The organism is Paenibacillus sp. NPDC058367 (assembly GCF_042723305.1).
Lineage (GTDB): Bacteria > Bacillota > Bacilli > Paenibacillales > Paenibacillaceae > Paenibacillus_AQ.
The window spans coordinates 475,966-496,729 of record NZ_JBHXIZ010000004.1 but is presented as its reverse complement, the minus strand read 5'-3'; the positions used below and the strand labels follow the sequence as shown (position 1 = coordinate 496,729).

The following is a 20,764-nucleotide window of genomic DNA, read 5'->3' as shown; positions in this document are numbered from 1 at the left end:
CAGTACAATTCTAGCCTCGTGCATCAAAAATCCCCGACCGATTTACGCCATTGCCTTTGTCGGACGGACGATGATATGTGATATCCTGATTCGGTCTTCCGACCAGCAGATCCAAAGAATAATCTATAAAAGTAAGCGACTGCTCTATCAGCTTCTGATTAAGCTCATTTGCTTCTTTCAAGCGGTGCAAAGTGCCAGAAAGCTTCTGCTGAATATGCAGCAGTCGTGCCTTGTCTTCAGGGTCAAATATAAGTCTGGACAGCTCAGTTAGGTTCAGGTTCAGGTTGGAACGAATACCTACGCCTTGCAGAACGGTATATGCCGCCGCGATTCGCTGTTCCTCGAGCTGTCCAATCAGTTTCATTAACTTGGACTCACGGTTCAGGATGTCGATTAATGCATCCACCTTGTTGTCCATAATCGTCTGTTTTTTCTCAGCGGCCAGCTCCAGCATTTGATTATGCACTTCGTCCAGCCGCTCCAATAGTTCTATTAATGTCGTCAATGCCATGGATGGTTTCACCTAATTCTCGGAGGATTGCTTAAAGTAAGGGGCGAGTTTCTCTGCTAGCTTAGCTGCATCTACTTGATAGGTACCTGCGGAGACCTGTTGCTTCAAACTGTCGATCTTAAGTGCACGTTCAGCATCATTACCAGAATTCTGTGCTTGCAAGAGCTGAATCGCTTCATCAGAGATCGAAACCTCATCCTTGCGTGAACTTTTCTTCATTTGTTCCTGCCTTTGCGCATCCGCGCTGCGTTGATACGGATTCATCGCGTTAATTCGTCCGGTCTCGTTAATTTTCATAACTTCACCTTCCTTCTAATATAAAAAAGCCGATAATCTTTACTAAGTTTATCGGCGTAGACTGAAACATTCTTTATAGCTGCAAACGTTTTTTTGCAGATTTTATAGGTCACGCAACTTGTCTATGGCACGATATGCACCGTCTGTTGTCTTTTTGGTAGAATCCTCAGCAGCACTTTCCTTGGCGGCATTGGAGAGATCCTTCCTTAGCCGAGAACGGCAGCTATCACACATATGCCCATCGCGAATCAGCGTTCCACACACCTCGCAGGGATACATCATATTAGGAGCATTAGCTATAGATATCCGGCCCTCTCGAATAAAGCGGGTGATCTCCTTAATCGAAATTCCTGTAGCATCGGACAACTCTTGAATGTTGGTTCCTTTGTTCTCCCGCAAATAATCCACGCAGATCTCATATTCATGCTCCAGCTCTTTGATGCATGGCTGGCACAACCCCATAAGATTCTTAACAAACAACCGGCCGCACCTTGGACAATTGTCTAGATTCATAACAAGCAGCCGCTCCTCTCCGTACATTCTGTACAACGCATAATATCCTTATGCTCCTAGATTACATGATTGCAAAGAATTCGTCTATGGGACGGAAGAAACGCTATTACGGGCATGGATCTCTTCAAAAAGTGAATGGGCTGTTCACAATCATGCATTTCGCTCTCCTCAGGAACGTGCCCAAGTTAGGCTATACACCTCTACCGTATAACCATAATCTGAACCCACTTGTTGTATGATCTCAGCGCACGCACGAATGGTACTGCCCGTCGTATAAATATCATCAACAATAATAATCCGAACAGGACGATTTAGAGGTACCTCCCTATTTAACCAATCCGCAAATTGTGTTGTTACTGCCGGATTTTCTGCAAAAGCGTGCTTCATATCCGCCAGTCGTTCCGCTCGGCTCTTAAAGCTCTGTTTTCCCGTATGGTGTGTACGGATCAGCAGCGGAAGCTGTGGAATCTTCCTACATCTAGATAGTACATCAGCCAATCTTTCCGCTTGATTAAATCCTCGCTCCATAAGCCGGGAATCACTGACAGGCACTGGCACTAACAAATCAGCAGACCAAGAACGATGGATGATGGATGGTTTTCGGGATAAAAGAGCGCTCTGCTTCTCTTTTTTCAGTGTTAGATAGGCTCTATCCAGCATGAGGCCAAGTAAAGGGGCATACCGTTCATTCCCGCGATATTTATACTGACCCAACCATTCTCGCATAACACTAGTGTAAGCCACTGCACTTCGATTACAAATAATTGGAGACGGTTCACTACTGCGGGTACAGTCAGGACAGCCCACATGCCGACCACATTTCAAGCAGCGTGGGGAACATATCCAAGGAATGGATTCTACGCAATTCCTGCAAACTCCAGGAAATTGTGAGGATCCAGGATTAAGCTTGCCGCAGGTTAAGCATGGAGTTACGGAAGGGGACAAGAGTGCCCGAGATTTGGTTAACCATGAGAACAGAGAGCTCATCTCGGCGCCTCCTTGCTAATGTATCCTTTGCGGCGAGCGATGATGTTCATAGTACGGATTTGGGAGATCGCTCCTCGCTGTGATCGGGTCCATTGGGGAGAGGCAAATACAACACGCCCAGCAGGATCATCCTTAGATCGCCCGGCACGTCCAGCCATCTGAACCAAGGAGGCTTCGTCAAAAAGATCGCTATCCGCATCCAAAATAAATACATCGCTGCGTGGGACTGTAACTCCTCGTTCCAGAATCGTAGTCGTTACTAATAGGGAGATAGCCCGGTCGCGAAAAGCAGTTACCTTCTCTGCCCGGAAGGAATCTTTGGAGGAAGTACCCTCGATAACTACGCGGGGAAAGCTCCGACGAAGCAGAACTAGTAATCCTTCAATATGTGCAATACGAGAAACAAAACAAAAGATTTGCGCCTTGCGCTCGAGCGACTTACGAAGCGTATGTATGAGAGATCTAGGTAACAACCCACGCTTTAGGCATGTTTGAACAGATGTCATGGTCAGATGCTGCGGCACAGGCAATGGATGACCATGGAAGCGGACAGGCACTCTGGCATGTGGAAGTCTGCCTGACCGGACCAACCGCTGCATTTCTTGTGGTGGAGTGGCTGATAAGTAGATAAAAGAGCCATCTACCTTACAGGCTTGTTCTGCGGCATAAGCCAACATAGGATCATTGTGATAGGGGTACGCGTCCAGCTCGTCTATGATAACGAGATCAAAGGCTCGATGGAAGCGCAGCAGCTGATGGGTGGTCGCGAGCGTTAAGCGACCACTCACCCAGCGTTCTGCGCTGCCGCCGTAAAGCACGGCGAGAGTCTCCGCCGGGAAAGCTTTGGCGAGCCGCGGAGCGAGCTCGAGTACGACGTCGCGTCGCGGCGTCGCTACGAGCGCCCGCCCACCGGCGGCGAGCACGGCCTCTAGGAGCGGGAAGATCATCTCCGTCTTCCCGGCTCCCGTCACCGCCCAGAGCAGAAACCGCTCTGGGCACGAATTGGCGGAGCGCTCACGCCGCTCCGCCAAAAAAACCAGCGCAGCGCCAGCGGCTCCCGCCTGCGCTGGGCTTAACCCCCACCGGCCTGCGGCCGCGGTGGGGTCAAGGGCGGCCGTGCACCGCACGGCCGGAAGCGCTGCGCTGCGCAGGAGCAGCGCGCAAGCCCGGCTGCGTCCAAGTGCGAGGCAGGCCTCGCAATAGGCGCAGCCCATAAGGCCGCACGCGGCGCATGCCGTGCGGCCGGTGGGAGCGCTGCCGCAGCGCAGGCAGCGCGAAACCGCGCGGCGGGCGACAGCGCCGCGCCACAATACGTGCGGCAGCTTAGCCGCCGCACGCGCCAGAGCGCCAGCGCCCGCAGGGAGCTGGCGGGCCCACGCCCCGTGCGCAGCCGGGGCGGGACTACCAACGGCAGCTGTCAACTCCAGCCGCCCCTGCAAATGCGCCAGTTGTGCCGCCTGGCGCCAACGACCTGTCATCTCTGGCAATCCTTCTGCCAGCAGCGCCTCTATTTCCGGCTGCAGTAAAGAGCGGCCGGCCACAGCCCACGATAGTTGTTCTGCCTCCGATTCCAGTAAAGCATAATCGAGATCATTCCCTCTACTGTAACTTCTGCAATCATTGTTCTTCTTACTCTGTTCTATCATCCAACCTGATTCATAAGCCCGCCATAGCGACACCCTCTCACTAAGCCACTCTTCCTCGCCTTTCCCTCCTGCTCCCCTCTCCTCCTTCAACTCAGGCTCGAGGACACCACTCATATATTGACCCCACTCCTTAGCCCCCCAGTTCCTCATACCGTTCCTTTGTTTAAAATAATCGCGCAGCTTCACCGCCCACCCCAGCGGTAGCGCAGGAGATAATAAGACCAGTTTGTCCACCATTACTAAGCCTCTGCCTTGACGCTCCGGTCCAGCGCCAGACCACCACCATCTATCTACTGTAAGATCTAAAGAAATCCAAATACTCCAGATCCCTCTACATTCCAAGGCATACACAGCCGCTCGCATAAAATCCGCCTCCTTAACTTTCACCATAAATCACTCTCCCCCACAACGACCACCTTACCGTCAAACGCAAAAAAGCACACTCCTCCATTTCTTGGAGAGTGTGCTTCACCCGTTACTCACATATTCACTTAAAATCTGTCGCGCTTTGATTCGCATCCCCTACTTCCTGCCATCCCCATAAAAGGCAACGAAACAGACTGCCCTGACAACCGCAAGTCTACCACAATCCCTTGTTGCTGCAACTCTTCTTCACTCACCTGAAAAGTGTACATAGATGTTGCAAGATCGATAGAGCAGCCACTATCAGCCAGCCTGGAAACAATTCCAAGGGTTCCATCGCTCGAGCCATCATCCATGAACGTTACTCGAAATCGTTTTCCGGTTAAAAATGCTTGAAATGTCAGCGCCCGAATGTACCATTCCACAACAGATGCATGATTGCGGGTAATCAAAATATAATGAATCCATTTCACGGACTGCGGTGTCTGCCGCACCTTCTGCCGATTATGCAGCATATGAATAATCACTGCAGCGGATACATAAACAGCCGCAATCCATATCAACTGGGCTACCATGGAGATGCACCTCCTCTGTATACCAACACTATATGCCGGCTTTAAAAGGTCGGTGACTGCCCAGAGTTCCTATCAAGCATAAACGCCTTCGGCGTCCTTGCAAGGACGGTAAGCGTTTAAGCGAGAAATATAAAACATAAAGTATGGAGTGAAACTTATACTTTCTTATATTTTAAAGGAACAAGCTGTGCTCTCCTTGAATTCATTCCTATATGTACCGTAAATCTGTAAATATTCTTATAAGGTTACCCAACCATATTTGATCGAGTTAATTACAGCTTGCGTACGATCATCAACTTCCATTTTTTGCAAAATACTACTAACATGGTTTTTGACCGTTTTTTCACTAATAAACAAATACTCACCGATCATTTTGTTACTCTTACCTTCCGCCATCAGCCGCAGTACTTCTGCTTCACGACGTGTTAGAGGATTGTTGTCACCGGCCACAAACTTAACACCGGCTTCCTTCACTACCGTATCAGCAGCTACTCCAGTCTCATTAAGGTAAGTCATGCGCCGCAATTGATTGATTAGCTTTCCGGTAACCTTTGGATGAATAAAAGCATGTCCCTCACAGACCGAACGGATCGCATTAATAAGGGATTCAGCCTCCATATCCTTTAATAAATAGCCATTGGCACCCTTACGAAGGGTTTCAAACACATAACTCTCATCATCATGAATCGATAAAATAATTACCTTAACCTCCGGGAACATTTCCCGCAGTTTTTGAGTGGCCTCCACGCCATTCTCAATAGGCATATTAATATCCATCAGTACGATGTCTGGTTTAGTTCCGTTACAGAACTCTAATACCTGGATACCGTCACCACATTCACCGATGACTTCGATATCCTCCTCCATATTCAAAATACGCTTCAGCCCTTCACGAAAAAGCTGATGATCATCCGCCAAAAGAACTTTAATGGGCGTTTTAGTAGAGTTTAAGTTCTCCATCACATTACTCCTTCCCTTTCTCCACGTTCGTCGGAATGTGGATCACGATTGTTGTCCCCTGATTCTCGGCTGATATGATTTCCATTCTACCTTCAAGCAGCTCTACACGTTCCCGCATACCTACTAGCCCGAAGCTTTCACGATTGCCCTGCGGATTTTTTAATTTCTGCACATTAAAACCTAATCCATTATCCTTAATCACAATCTTAATTAACTGCGCTTGGTAAGTAATCTCTACCAATACGAAACTCGGGTAGGCATGTTTAGCTGCATTAGACAAAGCTTCCTGGACCAATCGGTATACCGCTGCCTCCATGGCTGAAGATAGTCGATGTTCCTGACCTCTGGTTTCCAAGGTCGTCCTCAGCTTCGTCTTCTCCTCAAAATCATGCACATATTTCCGCAAAGTCGGAATTAATCCCAAATCATCGAGAGCCATCGGTCGTAAATTAAAGATGACCTTACGCATTTCTTCCAGGCTGTATCGAACCTGTCCTTTCAAATCTATTACTTCGTCCTGCACCAACCCAAATTCCTGCTTTACCAGCATTCTTTCTACAATTTCCGTCCTAAGGACTAGATTCGCCAGCATTTGAGCAGGACCATCATGAATTTCCCGGGCAATTCTCTTCCGTTCTTCCTCTTGAGCCAGGATTATCTTGAGTCCTATCATCTGTCTGTTCTTCGCAGATTCGACAATTCTCGTCACCTGACCTAGTTCTCCCGACAAATATTCGAGCACTACGCTCATTTGCGAACCAATTGACTCTGCGCGCTCTACAGAATTTTCGACACTGCGCACTCGCATTTGTAATTCATCACGTCTTGATCGAAGATAGACCTCTCGCTCACGCGTCATCATGAGTTCGAGCTGTAGTTCCGTAGCCTTCTCATAGGCAATACGGATATCCTTCTCCGAGTAGCGGACAAAGTCCCGGCTGACCTCTGTCAGCCGGATTCTGGAGCGATGATACTGCAGCTCCAGCTTGTCTACTTTTTTCAATGTCTCATCCGTTTCGTCCATGACCCGCTGCAGTTCTTTGTTGAGTGCAGCAAGTTCATCACGCGCAACCTGCAATATTTCAAAAATCTGATACTTGCTGCTCTCCATCACGTCGATGGTATTTTTAATGACGCGATCAATCGCATCGGTTTGAAATTCCACGGATGCTTGCCCCTTTTCTATCGAATCGTTTTAAAGGTTTTCCTTTATATTAACATATCACGATTCGATAGTTACGGTCTTCGTTTTCTGTTCCCATTTTACAGTTAATCCTAGCTGTTCAGAAACTAGTCTTAACGGTACTAAAGTCCTACCTTGTAAAATGATTGGTGCTACTTCAGCACTCTGACGTTTACCGTTCAGCAGATATTCTTTTTTATTTACAGTAAGATCCAGTGCCTTGGCTCCGCGTAATACCATGATCTTCTTATTCACCTGATCCCAAGTAGCGCTGCCTCCGAAAGCATCAAGGACATACCGAATTGGCACATAAGTACTGCCGTCTTTTACAATTGGAGCTACATCAATAGCTTTCTTTGTTCCGTTTACAGTCATTGCTTTCGAACCAATGCTCATGGAAGCCGTACCTTTCGGTAAGCCTGCATCACTAGAAAGCGATGGCATTGTAAACTTGATATTATCAACGGCAACTGTACCCGTCTTCGCCCGTTCATCTTGGCCTTCCTCTACGTTAACAACATAGAGTCTCTTCAGTGTTGCTGGGAATTTAATGCCTGAGCCTGACAAGTCAATGTTAATGTTCTTCCAACCATTCCAATCGATGATCTTCGCAAGATCCACATAAGCTGTAGCTCCACTGTTGTCTACAAATTCAGCACGCAGCCAATTCAAGCTCATATCGCCCATCACATCAACCGACATCGAAGTTGCAAGCGCTGGAACTATTTTTCCACTTGTACCATTAAGCTGAGCATAAGCATACATTTTGCCGCTACCAGCTGTCATATCATAACTGAGTGACAGCACCTTGGAGCCTACTCTTTCAGCCGTTCCATCCACTATCGTTGCAGTACCCTGTACCGCTGGAACATTGGTAGTAAAGTCGATTGGATAGCTTACTTTCTCGAAATCTTCCCATGTTGTAGCTGCTGCTGTTGATAATACAACCACTGCACTAAATCCATCATAACGGGCAATAGCATAACCCGTAGTAACCCCTGCATCAACGGTGTTTACAGTAAGCTTGCCATCTTTCACGGCTCCCTTAAAGCCTACAAACTCCCACTTCAGTGCTGAATCCGGAACATTGATAGTTGTTCCACTTTTCGTTGCCGCTGTAACAGGGACAGACACAGTAGTTCCGGCTGTCAGTGGCGCTGTAGCTGTACCTACACTCATACTGGAAAGATCATTACCACCCAGAACTGTAACAGTTGTAGAGGCGCTTGCAGAACCGCTTTTAGCCGTTAAGGTAACGGTACCTGGCTTCACTGCCGTTACTTCACCTGCACTTACCGTTGCGCTTCCGCCGCTTGATACCCAAGTAGGGTTACCTGCTGCTACATCAATAGGATTGTAGTAAGTGTCATAACCTTTTAAAGAATATGTTGCCTTTTGTCCAACCAACAGTGCGGAACTTCCGCTAATTTTGATCCCTTTCACTTCACCTTGCGGTGCGTTAGTGTAGACACCAAGCCCGTTAACGATGCTACGTTGCTCTGTGCCATACTCTGTATTAAAAGTGAGTGTAGTAGAGGTTTCACCGAGGGGCCGGTCTACCATCGTTGTAGAGCCACCTCCATCGAGATTTAGACCTTTCCAGACTCCAATATTCGTCATAAATGATTGCAGCTCGGTTAGAGACATCCCTGAACTATTACCATTTTTCTCAGCAGCTATGATATATACATAACGTCCGTCTTGAGAATATCCTAAAGCCGTGCGTGCACGATAGCCTCCAATGCTACTAGTAGAACGAGAGAACGTTGCTGCTTTTCCGTTATTTACTAGAATCGTATGTCCGCCAATCATTGTTTGCAGATTCGCAGGATCTAGCGATTGCTGTGTAGTCTTAGATTTCAGGGAATACACACTTGTTACAGGTTGTCCTACCGTCAAATGGGCAGTAACATATCGTGCGGCTAAGCCATGTGCCCGCAAAATATAAGCTCCCTTTGGAACCGCCATAGGGAGTGCAGCATTTTCTGAAATTTGAGTAACTACACCATTCTCAACAAGTACCTCTGTTGGAGTGGTAGAGCTATTTTTAGGGCGGTCGAGTGCAGTCCATACATCTGTGTAGATATACATAGCATTAGCATGACTATAAGTCGAGCTTCCGCCTTCAGGGCTATAAGCGCCTTTATTGATACCGGAGATCTCAAACTGTGCGCTATCTGGCGCGGTTACCATCCCCTCGAAGCTGTACTCGTCAATAATAGGTTTGCGGTCTTTTGTCACTGCAAAGGCATACATTCCATCCAATTGTGAAGGGGTAGACACCAGTACTCCACCTGATACTTGTCCACCGATCGGTGCACCCTCTCCACCTGTATTAAAATAATCGCCATTTACTGCGGCAACGGCTCCTGTTTCCTTGGCCATCCCGCCAGTACTTTGCCGAGTAGTCAGGTTTCCGCCTTTACCAGTCATCACATCTAAAGAAACATATGGATTGTTAAGATCCACACGAATGACGTCCGCAAGCCCAGAAGCACTCGCCCCAGAACGTGTAGTAGTATATTTATATTTCATCATAATGGCGCCCGAAGTAATCACTTCTTCTCCCAGCTTACTTACTTTAAAAGGAGCTGTGGCTGCAGCTGCGATTGGTGCAGATCCCTGACCAAACAGCATCATACCTTCACTGCCGATTACCGGCATAATCCATAACACACCAGCCAATGAAGCAGCAATCCACTTTTTAGTGGAAGATAATCTTATTCCCCGTGCAACCTCGCTACTCTTCTTCTCCATGAAAACTTCATTCATTTCAACGTAACTCTCCCATCTCTTTTGTACTCTATCAGTCCATATCAATGTCTGGAAACTGGTTCCTATTTTTCTAGTACTCTTTTAATAGACTGAAAATAAGCCAAAAAGTTGCGAAATTGAGAGATTTCAAGCTTTATAGAGTCAAAACTGTCATAATTAGACGACAAAAAAAGCCCGGCATAATTGCCGGGCTTTACCAATTGTTTGGTTATCTATAAGAGTTGTTTACAAGTAATCAGCCTGTTTCAGCATCCGTTGTAACATCACGGCAGCTTGAGCACGGGTGGCATTGCCTTGGGGCCCAAATTCACTTACTGTCATGCCCAAAATAATCCCTGATTGCACTGCCTTTGCGACGAACTCCGCACTTTGATTCTGAATCTTTGCCTTATCCTTGAATCTTGCAAGTGTTGAGGCAGAAGTACCGCTTAGTGTAATAGGATGATTGGTATATTCCATCGCACGGATCATCATAATCGCCATCTGCTCGCGTGTTATATTATCATTCGGACGGAAAGTACCATCCGTGTTCCCTGTAATAATTCCAGCTTTAGCCGCTGCGCCAATGTAGTCTCCAGTTTGTGTAGAAGGCTGCACATCCCGGAAACGTTGTGCGGTCTCACGATCTCCTAGCAAGCCTAGACCTCGACTGAGCATTATAGCAAACTCAGCACGGGTAATTTTTTTCTCCGGATTAAACGCACTACCGTAGCTGCTATCAATAATATTCTTTGCGTTAAGCTCAGCTACGATTGCATTACTCCAATGCTTACCCATATCCGTGAAGGCTCTGGTGGACAAAAAAGTCCCTAAAATCTGATTACCAGCGGTACGAGCACGGATAACCGTATAGTTGCCAACCGTACTGATTTTTGTAGGTAGATAAGCTGCATCGTAATAGGAAAGGTCTAACCTGGCCGCAGATGTCTGCGCACTATTTAATGAAGAAGTAGTACGTACGGTATATTCTCCTGGTACTGTCAGTGCCTTGGCATTCGAATAATTACCGCTAACGATCGCCGTCACCCGGACATCCATAAGACTAGTAATAGTTCGCATACCCATCGTCTGTAGCTTTTGCTCAAAAGGTGTAAATGTACCTGCTGGAACTTTATCCAAGCGGAACACGAGCGAGATATTTTTACTGTCCGAGATTAGGCTGCTCGCCAGCCCATTCATATCAATATCATTGAGCCCTACGCTAAATAGATTATCTCCATGACGAATCATGAACTTAGTATTTTTATTACGGTTCACCGCGTCTAGTAATGGTTTTAGCGGAGCCGTTACAAAGGCTGCTTGCTCCGTGGAAGGAACCTCAAAAGCCAATACATCATTATTCATCTTATACAGATATTCATAACTGGCAGCTATTCGATCTGCGTTTAAAGTATATCTTTTTACAGATTGATTATATACAGAACGGTCATCCACAATTTGCGAGGAATCGCTCTTTAATAGTGCATACTCTTTTCCAAACTCACTCGTTGCAAGTGTTCCTAGATAGGATGGACGATTTCCAGATCCAGTGGTCACGCCAGTTAGATTCTGAACTGATAAAGCTGAGAATGAGGAAAGAGTATTCCCACTCAAATCCTTAATCGTACCGGTACCAGACATATAGGACAGATCCACTGTTTGACCAGTCTTTACAACCGAGGATAACGTTATTTTTAGAATATTACCTGAGAGATAGTAGGATTGCACTCCCAAGCTGCTTCCGTCTGCTCGAACTCCAAACTGATTCGCGTAGAGGGAACCGGATGCCTGCATATTCTTTGCAAAAGTAACTGTTAACTCGTCACCTGAAACGGTTGCTGAATTAATCTCAGGTATAGTAGTGCCGCTGTTTTCTGAGATGGATACAGGCTGCAGGTTAATATAAGCTGCCCGATTCCCATTCAAATCACTTATCCCGGCAGAACCAGGCACATAAGATATAGTCACATTCTGATTCACCGTCAGCGCTGTCTGAAGCGTCAAAGTGACCTGAGTGCCGCTGACCGATACATTAGTCACATAATTAGGCGTGCTGCCCACTAACACAGAGAATTGGCTATTCAGTGGGAGATTGGTTGTAGATAAGCCTTCATTATAATTCAAAATGATTTTAGTGCCGCCTCCGGTTGCACTTTGAAACACTGGCGCAATCGTATCGTTACTGTTACGGATATTGAAATCAGTAAAGTCCGCAATATTTTGTCCATAAGAATTCAGCAAAGGATACGAACCTGCATAGTAGGACACCCGAACGTTCTGTCCATTTGATGCTTCACTACCCAATGTTAAATATACTGTATTGCCACTGGAACTGATCGAGTTGACCCCAAGTGAGCTTCCATCTGCAGTCACTGAGAACTGGTTATGAGCGTAATAGGAAACCGATTTAAGTGTGTCGTTAAAATTTAATACTACAGATCTCCCCGTGATTCGCCCGTCTTTAGGTGTCGGCATGGAGGACTCAATGGAGTTCGTGATCTGTTTAGAGCTAAAAGTGCTCGCTGCATTTCCGCTTGGATCCTGAATCGTCCGCAGTCCGCCATTATAGCTGACCTTTACAATCTGCCCAACTGCTACTCCTGTACTCAGCACCAGATAAGCGCTGTCTCCCTGAATATACACACTTTCAATCGCTCGATTCTCGTCGTTCACCGTAACTCCAAAGCTTGAGGTTAACAGCGCTATGGATGAATTGAGAGATTCATTATATTTCAGACGAATGGTTCGGTTATTCTCAAGCTGTGCTGATGTGAGCTGTGGAGCTGTTTTGTCCAGAGACAAGGTCTTGAAGCTCCATGAATTTTTACCACTTAATCCGTCATATAGAACGTTAGCATCACTTGCGTCTACAAAAGCCCCTTTAGCGATATCAATGTAATAAGTTGAATCACTATCTAACGCTACAGAAGGTGTGATTATAAATTCTTTAGCTGTAGTGGTACTCCGAGTAACGTTAACCGGCACCTGAGATCCTCCGCTTTTATATAGAGCCACACCATTGGCCACTGCACTGTTGTAATTCACATCCCGATTAAAAGCGATCGAAAAGGATCTGTTGTTAGCAATAGATTCACTTCGATCAGATGGATTCAAAGCACTTACGCCAAGTCCAGTCAAAGATACCGTTGTGAAGGTCCAAGTGTACGGGCCCGAGGCAGGAAATACATTTCCATCTTGATCATAAAAAGCACCCTGGGGGATCGTAACTGTATATTGTGTGCCGTTTAGCAGAGGTGAGGCTGATGACGCTGGATTCAATGTTATGGTTCTGCTACTTCCTCCAGTAACGGCTGGGGAGTTCACATTAAGCCATCTCGTTCTAGCATCGTTAGCTGCCCCTGGAGACACCGTAATTACACCAGATGCTGGCATCATAGGACGGTCAAAAGTGAGCTGTAACGCTCCTGTGGTAGATATACCGCCTGCACCGTTAGCCGGGGATGGAGTCATTGGAATTTCAGCTACACCTTTTGTAGAGAAACTCCATACATTGCCGCTAGAAATACCAGAGAACGTTCTATTGTCAACATCCTTAAAAGCGTAGGCATCAATAAGAACATAGTAATTCCCTCCGGCTGCCAATGCTTTCTCCAACGTTAATTTAACTGTAGTAGAGTTAGCATCAGTCAGAACGTTAACTCTAGTGTCATCATCCTTTATTCTGAACTCTTGCACTGTTGCATTATCTGCTGAGGACAGGATTCGGATATTGCCCCCACCTTTTAACAGCTGCTTATTTAGTGTCAGACTAAGTTCCTTTAAACTCCCGGCATCTACTCTTGCATTACTAGCCGGTGAAAAGTTGCCTGCCGTGATAGCCGTATTACTCTCAGGAGCGGTGGTAAATGCCCATGAAGTAAGTCCTGATTCATTACCCTCGTTATCTTTGAACAATCCTTTGGGAATTGTGACCTTGTATGCCTTATTCGGAGTGAATTGTTGGTTTGGCCCTAATTTAAGCTCGTAGTCTTTTGAACTACCAATTAAACCATAACTACCAATAGGAATCGTCACAAAAGGTGTACTATCACCCTGACCCGTGATGGTAATTTCTCCAGCCTGTGGGTTTACTTGACGATCAAAGCTTAATTTAAGAGATGACCCGATATTTACATAGGTTGCTCCAGGTGCTGGCGACACACTAATGCCAAATTCCGCTGCAGCATGTACTGCCGATATTCCAATTCCGATAGAAGGATACCCTGCTCCAAGTACCAGTTCTCCCGCTAGAAAAATTGCCGTCCATATTGAAATTTTTCTTTTCATGCCGTGATAAACTCCTCTCAAACCATACTAACGTCTTTATGTATATTCTTATATTTCGGTTAAAGGGCTTACAAAGTTTAGTAGTCTACTTCTCTATGATTAGAATCAATAGTAATTCTATCCATTACAAAAAAAAGCCCGCAGAGCTGACACTAAGTGCCAACTTGCGGGCTTAACGAATTATAAGAACATATAATTAACTACAATCCTGCCTGACCTCTGAGTAATTCCGCTTTATCTACGCGTTCCCAAGGAAGATCAACATCAGTTCGTCCAAAATGGCCGTATGCTGCAGTCTGTCTATAGATCGGTTTACGCAAATCAAGCATAGAGATAATGCCTGCAGGACGAAGATCAAAGTTGTTGCTGATCAGTTGAACCATCTTTTCCTCACTGATTTTACCTGTTCCGTATGTATCCACATTAATCGAGACAGGAGTAGCCACACCAATGGCATAAGCAAGCTGGATCTCACATTTATCAGCTAGACCTGCAGCTACAAGATTCTTCGCCACATAACGAGCTGCATAAGCCGCAGAACGGTCCACTTTAGTTGGATCCTTACCAGAGAATGCGCCGCCGCCGTGACGAGCATATCCGCCATACGTATCAACGATAATCTTCCGTCCAGTCAGACCGGCATCCCCTTGAGGACCACCAATCACAAATCGTCCTGTTGGGTTAATAAAATATTTAGTTTCAGCATCGAGCAGTTCCGCAGGAACAACCGGCATAATTACATGCTCTTTAATATCTGCCTGAATTTGTTCAAGAGAAATTTCTTCTGCATGCTGTGTAGATACTACGATAGCATCCACGCGCACAGGCTTCTCATCTTGATATTCGATCGTAACTTGTGTCTTCCCGTCAGGACGCAAATATTCCAAAGTTCCGTTCTTACGAACTTCAGATAAGCGACGAGCAATACGGTGAGACAATGCAATCGGTAACGGCATCAGTTCTGGTGTCTCATTCGTAGCAAAACCGAACATTAAGCCTTGATCACCCGCACCAATATTTGCTGTTTCTTCAGCCAATTGTGCTGGATCACGGTGCTCGAGAGCAGAGTTTACACCTTGAGCAATATCAGCTGACTGCTCATTAAGTGAGCTCAATACTGCACAAGTATTATAATCGAAACCATATTTTGCACGTGTGTAGCCAATTTCTTTAATGGTATTGCGTACGATGGCAGGAATATCTACATACTCAGATTTGGTACTGATTTCCCCGATCACCAAAACAAGACCAGTTGCTACTGCTACTTCGCAGGCTACACGAGCATTTGGATCATTAGCTAAAAATGCATCCAATACCGCATCGGAAATCTGGTCACAGATTTTATCCGGATGCCCTTCCGTCACGGACTCGGAAGTAAACAAATGACGCCCTTTAATAGACAAGTATAACAACCTCCCTTATGGTTAGTCTGACACTGTATAAGGAGTTCCTTAATAATCACAGGCCAAATTAATAAAAAAATATAAAACAAAGAAACTCAGGGGCCTGTTCTTTTTATGAAGGATGATTGCAGTATTTCATGTTTATATTCACTAAACTCTTCAAAAAAATGAACCTTTCCCATATGGAAAAGGTCTAAGGCTTTCCTCAAAAGTCATATTATCTTATTTGGGAGGTGGTGTCAATTACTCCGAAGCCCCTCCATCACAGTATAAATATTGATTCCGCAGTATTAAAAAGTAATATCAGATAGGATTAATAAGATTTTTTTACCCCTGATATTATTAAAGAAGAGACTGTTCGGCTTGCTTAATGAGTCTCTTCGTGATTTCTCCACCAACAGAGCCATTATCTCTTGAACTAAGATGTCCAAGATACTGGCTACGGCCAGAACCACTACCTCCGATTGCTCCTAATTCAGAAGCAAACTCTGTGTCTGCTCCGCCTCCATAATGCGCTCCATATAAACCGAATTCAGCTGCAATTTCATATTGCATTTGCTTCAGCATTGCCCGACTTTCCGGTACCACTGTACGATTATTACGTGCCATGTTTAAGCACCTCCTGTGAATTTGTAAGATTACAGGAATATTGTGCGTCCAACATCTACTCTTCAATCGCGCCAATGATTTGTAACTTTGGAAATCAGTTTGAAGGTATGATTAAGTACTTTTACGGGCATTATGAATATATGCTATTACAAATTATTTTAGTGTATATCCACCACGAACCATGACAACAAGGCCAAGAGTTTGTCCTGATTGCACAGTAATACCACGACCATCACGAGGGAAGGATAATAAATGGTTAGTCGGTGCAGCTACTCCATTGGCAAGGTCTTTACCATCCGTTAAATCAGCAACACCATTTGCATCCTGAGAGTAGATAACCGCTTTACCCGCACGAACGATAAATTCAGCGCCTGCGGAAGCAATTAAGGTTTGTCCTGGTTTTACATCGACAATTACGGATTCATTACTGCTAGTAGTCGGGTTTGTTGTAGCTGTTGGAGCTGAGCTTGGACTCGGAGTAGCTGTAGCTACTGGAGCTGTACCTGTACCACCTGTAAGTGCTTTCTGAATTTGCTGATCAACATAGCTTTTGGTAACCACAGGGTCATCTGCTGTTCCAGGCTGCGAACCAACACCTGCACCTTCAGCAGTAACATTCAACAGTGATCCAGCCCATACACCACCAGCCAGTAATACAGCAGCTGTTGTTACTTTCCATACCGATTTCAATGAAGTTCCTCCTCATGAGTGGGGATAAATGCCTATAAAAAAAGAATAGCCTCCGAAGAGGCTATTCTTGCTTCGTAAAGGAAGCTCATTATCTTACAGTTTGTTTGTTACCTTTAACAATTGTAAGACCATCTTTGTCAGCAGATTTAGCATTTTCCTTAACTTCAACAGTAAGGGAATCAAGAGTGTTCAAATCAGTGATGTCTTTACCGTCAACTTTGATTTGCAACAATACTTTACCTTCTTCGCTACCAGAACCAACAGTCGCTTTTACAACTACATTTGCTGATGATGGCTCAGAACCATTCAATCCTGCAACGACAACAAAGTCTGAAGGATCAACATTTGTAATTTTATTTGAGAATGTCAATGTCAGGTATGCAACATTACTGTTAATAGCTGCTTCAGTCAATTTAGGAGCAGTTGTGTTCTTAAGCTCATGAACTACCGAAGCAGAAGCAGTATTTTCCATTCCGTTGCCAGCTGCATCAGAGATACCAACAACTTTGAATGTGTAATCTTTAGTTTCTGTAATTCCGCCTACTGGAATGAATACTTTCACTTGAGCAGTAGTTGGTTTAGTAGCAGTACCTACAACCGTAGTTGGATCAATAACAGCGAAAGAACCAGAAGGTAGAGCAGCACCGTTCAGGACATAGCTGCTAGAATCACGAAGCGAAGCTACATTCAAACCAATGTTATCAGTAGCTGTTACTGTAAATTGGTGGTATCCAGCTTCTGAAGAAGCAGCTGTGTACACTACAGAAGTAACAGTAGGTCTCTTGTCATCGTTGGTATTGATTTTTTCAGCTGTAAGAGCAACTGTTGCTGCGACAGAAGTATTAGGAGTTCTTGCTTTATCCTTCACCAAGCCAGCAGTAATGCGAACTGTGTAGTCTCCACCCAAAGTAGTGCTAGTCTTAACAGTTACTTTCGCACCTTTTACAGTCATGTCAGCTTGAGTAATTGGTGAACCAACAACAGTACCTGTGGATTCATCAATGATGCTAACAGTACCAGTTGCAAGTACAACATCTTCACTGAAAGTCAATACAAGACCACTAGAACCGTAAGTAGCAGATACTACAGTTGGAGCAGTAGTGTCTTTAACGAAAGTAACTGCTTGAGTCACAGTGGCTCCAAGTGTGTTACCCAGTGTATCACGAACAGATGCTGCGAATGACAGTGTACCAGTGAAAGTTCCGGATGCTGGGAAGTTGAAGGCACTAGGTACTTGCAATTTAATTGTGTCGCTATCGTCAGTTGTAATAACATTCATGTTACCAACTTTGTCGCCGTCAGCTTTCAGCAAGGAAACATTACCCTTGAAGGATGCAGCGTTAACTTTTTTGTTGAATTTAACTTTTACATAGTTGTCACTCTCAGGAGTAACGCTAACGATCGTTGGAGCAGCTGTATCAGCAACTACAGTTACACTTGTTTTAAGTGTGCTTGCAACGTTGCCAGCAAAGTCAGTAACTTTGTTAAGTACTACATCATTAGCTGTACCAGTTTTCAGTGCAGTATTTGTAGTCAATTTAAATGTATCAGCAGATTCCTTCGATACAGCTACAGAAACACCGTTAATAGTAGCAGTAAAGCTATATTGTTTTACTGGCTCGCTGAATTGTACGAATACTTCTTTAGTAGATTCTTTAGCTACGGCATTAATAGCCTTAACTGTAGGAGCTACTGTATCAGCAACTGTCAACAATGCAGTGTAAGTAGCAACTTTAGTTCCAGCTGATGTCAGAACGCTGTCACTTACTACTACTGTGTATTGACCCTTCAAGTAGTCAGTATCAACTTTGTCAAGAGTGATTGTCAACTCGGTGCCAGCTTCATTCAAGCTTGCAGCTGAACCAACAACAGTTACAGCAGTTCCGCTAACAGGTACTACCTTAACAGTGTCAGCAAGCAATTTGCCATCTTCAATCACAGAATCAGCACTAATTACACGGTTGAATTTAACAACCACTTGCTTAGCGTTTGGAGCTTCTACAGAAAGAACCTTAGGAGCTGCCAAAGTTACTTTAGTAGTGTAGTCGTGATTGTTGTGTTTGAAGGAAATTGAAGTTTCAACACCTTCTACAAGTGCTGTAGTCAAAGTTACAGTAGTAGTAGTTTTGTCAGAGAAAGTTACAACTACGCTAGTTGGGCTTACTGCTTCAGCAGAAGCTACAGTAGGAGCTGCTTTCAATTGATCAACTGCATATGCTGTTTCAACTACCAAAGAACGGCTAGCGTTAGCTTTGAAGTTAGTGTCTTTAGCAATCAGACCAGCATCGATTACTGCTTGAGCATAACCTTTAGCCCATGCAGATGCACTGTTGTCAGATGTTGCTGGAGTTTCAAGTTTCAAAGCGCGGAACAATACAGCCGCTACTTCTTCAACTGTTACTTTACCGTTGTAGTCGAAGATACCTTTAACAGTATCTTTACCTTGCATCAAGTTAGCTGCAGTAACAGCTTCGATGTAAGGAACTGCCCAGTTCTTAGCGTTGTAACCTTTGTCTTTGTAAGACAATTTGTTAGTTACTTCAGTAAGATCGAACAATTTAGTAACGATCTTCGCGAATTCAGCGCGAGTAAGATCTTTTTCAAGGTGAGCTTGACCATCTGGGTACCCATTGAGAATACCTTTTGCTGCCAAAGCGTCAAATTTTTGTTGCGGAGTTGCTGCTGCGTCACCAAACGCTACAGAGGCAAACATCGAGAATGCCATTGCTGTAGATAATGCTACGGATAAAATTTTCTTCATAACCTTTTTTTCTCCTCCTTGGACGTTCATAAACTGAGATTTTTCTTTAGTTGAGTAGCTCGTGTCACTCATTAGCCGATGCACCCCCTTTCCAGAGTTGAGCAAATTAAGTATAAATAATGTCTGTGACGGGTATCACAGAAACTGGTAAACAATGATCAGGACATGACAATACTAGATTCCTAATTATACCTAAGTATTATACAATGTGCCTCAAGTCACGTAAAGCTAATTTTTCCATTTTGTTAAATTCGCTTTACCAGCGGTTAATTTCAACTGCCTGTGTAAATGACTCTACACCTTAAACGCAGAAGATTTGGAAAAGTTGCGGTTTCTCAAAAAAATCTTTTCTTTTTTTGTTTCCCGGTACAATCCCAATAGAAGATACATATGTATGTTCTACTAACTATTGTTAATCATGGGTTGCCACGGAAAATAGTATACCATAGTCGTTTTCTAAACGTCATTATGCAATATTTACTAAGTATCATTAACACTAGTGCCATTTATTTAAACATTCCTACAAAATTTGAGTATAAAGGGGCGGAAAGACCTGATTACTCACATTCACCGTAGGCTGATTATATAGCGGCTCCCCTTCTGAGCTTCAGCTCTTAAAGCTATAACCTAAAAACCTTCGCTTATAGGTTCAATCAAATATGTTCTTTCTTGGTCAGCCTACTGGTTCATTACTTTGATAATTCGTAAGCTAATGGCTACTACTTACCGTCACCATTCGGAGATCCGCCCTATAGAACGCAACAAAAAAGCGCCGTTGCCGGCGCTTGCTTCTATTACAGTATGTTCTAACGAATCTTCATAGATAACTGGATCAATTCCTGACGCTTTTCAGGACTTGAGTTTACATTGTCATACATTGCATCAATAGCTGCGCGATTCTCGCGGTAGCTCTTCTCATGCTTAATTGTAGTATGAGACCATTCGATCAGAGCGTTCTCAGCAACGACAAGCTCATTGTAAGAATCATGGAATCCTGTAGCCTGCACAAGCTCCTCCATAACCTCCTGTGTAATCTCCTGTAGTGCCCGCTTAGCCGCAATTTCCTTTTCTAACACTTTTGCTCTATTCTCAAACATATTCTTGGCTTTCATGTAATCCAACTGTGCTTTTGCTAAAATCGGTTTCATGGTTGGCTTTCACCTTTCAGAAAATAATATTTTCTACGTTATTGTATCGTAAATTGAAGCAGAATACAAAATATATG

The 20,764-nt window shown here is 44.7% G+C and carries 15 protein-coding genes; all 15 read right to left on the bottom strand.

The genetic code is table 11. The features are described from left to right. Positions 1-10 precede the first annotated feature (10 nt). The 15 genes from ACFWMP_RS22820 to ACFWMP_RS22750 all read right to left on the bottom strand — a co-directional run bounded on the left by ACFWMP_RS22820 (position 11) and on the right by ACFWMP_RS22750 (position 20,687). Positions 11-511: a flagellar protein FlgN gene (locus tag ACFWMP_RS22820; RefSeq protein WP_042192416.1), complete on the bottom strand. Its 501-nt coding sequence runs from the start codon at positions 509-511 to the stop codon at positions 11-13. Between the two features lie 12 nt (positions 512-523). Beyond that, positions 524-808, bottom strand: coding sequence for a flagellar biosynthesis anti-sigma factor FlgM (flgM, locus tag ACFWMP_RS22815; RefSeq protein WP_042192418.1), 285 nt, complete (start codon positions 806-808; stop codon positions 524-526). Between the two features lie 102 nt (positions 809-910). Continuing rightward, complete coding sequence (locus tag ACFWMP_RS22810; RefSeq protein WP_076285720.1) at positions 911-1,321, bottom strand: TIGR03826 family flagellar region protein; 411 nt, start codon at positions 1,319-1,321, stop codon at positions 911-913. 168 nt (positions 1,322-1,489) lie between these two features. After that, the gene (locus ACFWMP_RS22805; RefSeq protein ID WP_379424753.1) at positions 1,490-2,308 is read right to left on the bottom strand and encodes a ComFC family protein; all 819 of its coding nucleotides are present in this window, start codon (positions 2,306-2,308) and stop codon (positions 1,490-1,492) included. Further along, the gene (locus ACFWMP_RS22800) at positions 2,305-4,317 is read right to left on the bottom strand and encodes an ATP-dependent helicase ComFA (RefSeq protein WP_379424819.1); all 2,013 of its coding nucleotides are present in this window, start codon (positions 4,315-4,317) and stop codon (positions 2,305-2,307) included. Before ACFWMP_RS22800 ends, ACFWMP_RS22805 begins: the two co-directional genes overlap by 4 nt. 128 nt (positions 4,318-4,445) lie before the next feature. Next, positions 4,446-4,892 carry a glycosyltransferase family A protein gene (locus ACFWMP_RS22795; RefSeq protein WP_076285666.1) on the bottom strand — a complete coding sequence of 149 codons (447 nt, stop codon included), beginning with the start codon at positions 4,890-4,892 and terminating at the stop codon, positions 4,446-4,448. A gap of 237 nt (positions 4,893-5,129) precedes the next feature. Beyond that, a complete protein-coding gene (locus ACFWMP_RS22790) occupies positions 5,130-5,852 on the bottom strand; it encodes a response regulator (RefSeq protein WP_042131342.1) in 723 nt (240 codons plus the stop codon). 4 nt (positions 5,853-5,856) lie between these two features. Continuing rightward, positions 5,857-7,017, bottom strand: coding sequence for a sensor histidine kinase (locus ACFWMP_RS22785; RefSeq protein WP_042192427.1), 1,161 nt, complete (start codon positions 7,015-7,017; stop codon positions 5,857-5,859). Positions 7,018-7,074: 57 nt separating this feature from the next. Beyond that, entirely contained in the window at positions 7,075-9,807 is a 2,733-nt protein-coding gene (locus ACFWMP_RS22780; RefSeq protein WP_379424752.1) for a stalk domain-containing protein, read from the bottom strand. A gap of 228 nt (positions 9,808-10,035) precedes the next feature. After that, complete coding sequence (locus ACFWMP_RS22775; RefSeq protein WP_379424751.1) at positions 10,036-14,076, bottom strand: Ig-like domain-containing protein; 4,041 nt, start codon at positions 14,074-14,076, stop codon at positions 10,036-10,038. Between the two features lie 200 nt (positions 14,077-14,276). Beyond that, positions 14,277-15,479, bottom strand: a complete 1,203-nt coding sequence (metK, locus tag ACFWMP_RS22770) for a methionine adenosyltransferase (RefSeq protein WP_042192431.1) — start codon at positions 15,477-15,479, stop codon at positions 14,277-14,279. Between the two features lie 342 nt (positions 15,480-15,821). Next, positions 15,822-16,088, bottom strand: coding sequence for an alpha/beta-type small acid-soluble spore protein (locus ACFWMP_RS22765; RefSeq protein ID WP_076285662.1), 267 nt, complete (start codon positions 16,086-16,088; stop codon positions 15,822-15,824). 153 nt (positions 16,089-16,241) lie between these two features. Next, positions 16,242-16,778: a hypothetical protein gene (locus ACFWMP_RS22760; RefSeq protein WP_076285661.1), complete on the bottom strand. Its 537-nt coding sequence runs from the start codon at positions 16,776-16,778 to the stop codon at positions 16,242-16,244. An 88-nt stretch (positions 16,779-16,866) separates the two neighbouring features. Beyond that, positions 16,867-19,611 carry a hypothetical protein gene (locus ACFWMP_RS22755; protein ID WP_379424750.1) on the bottom strand — a complete coding sequence of 915 codons (2,745 nt, stop codon included), beginning with the start codon at positions 19,609-19,611 and terminating at the stop codon, positions 16,867-16,869. A gap of 734 nt (positions 19,612-20,345) precedes the next feature. Continuing rightward, positions 20,346-20,687, bottom strand: a complete 342-nt coding sequence (locus ACFWMP_RS22750) for a hypothetical protein (protein ID WP_042131350.1) — start codon at positions 20,685-20,687, stop codon at positions 20,346-20,348. Between the last annotated feature and the right edge of the window lie 77 nt (positions 20,688-20,764).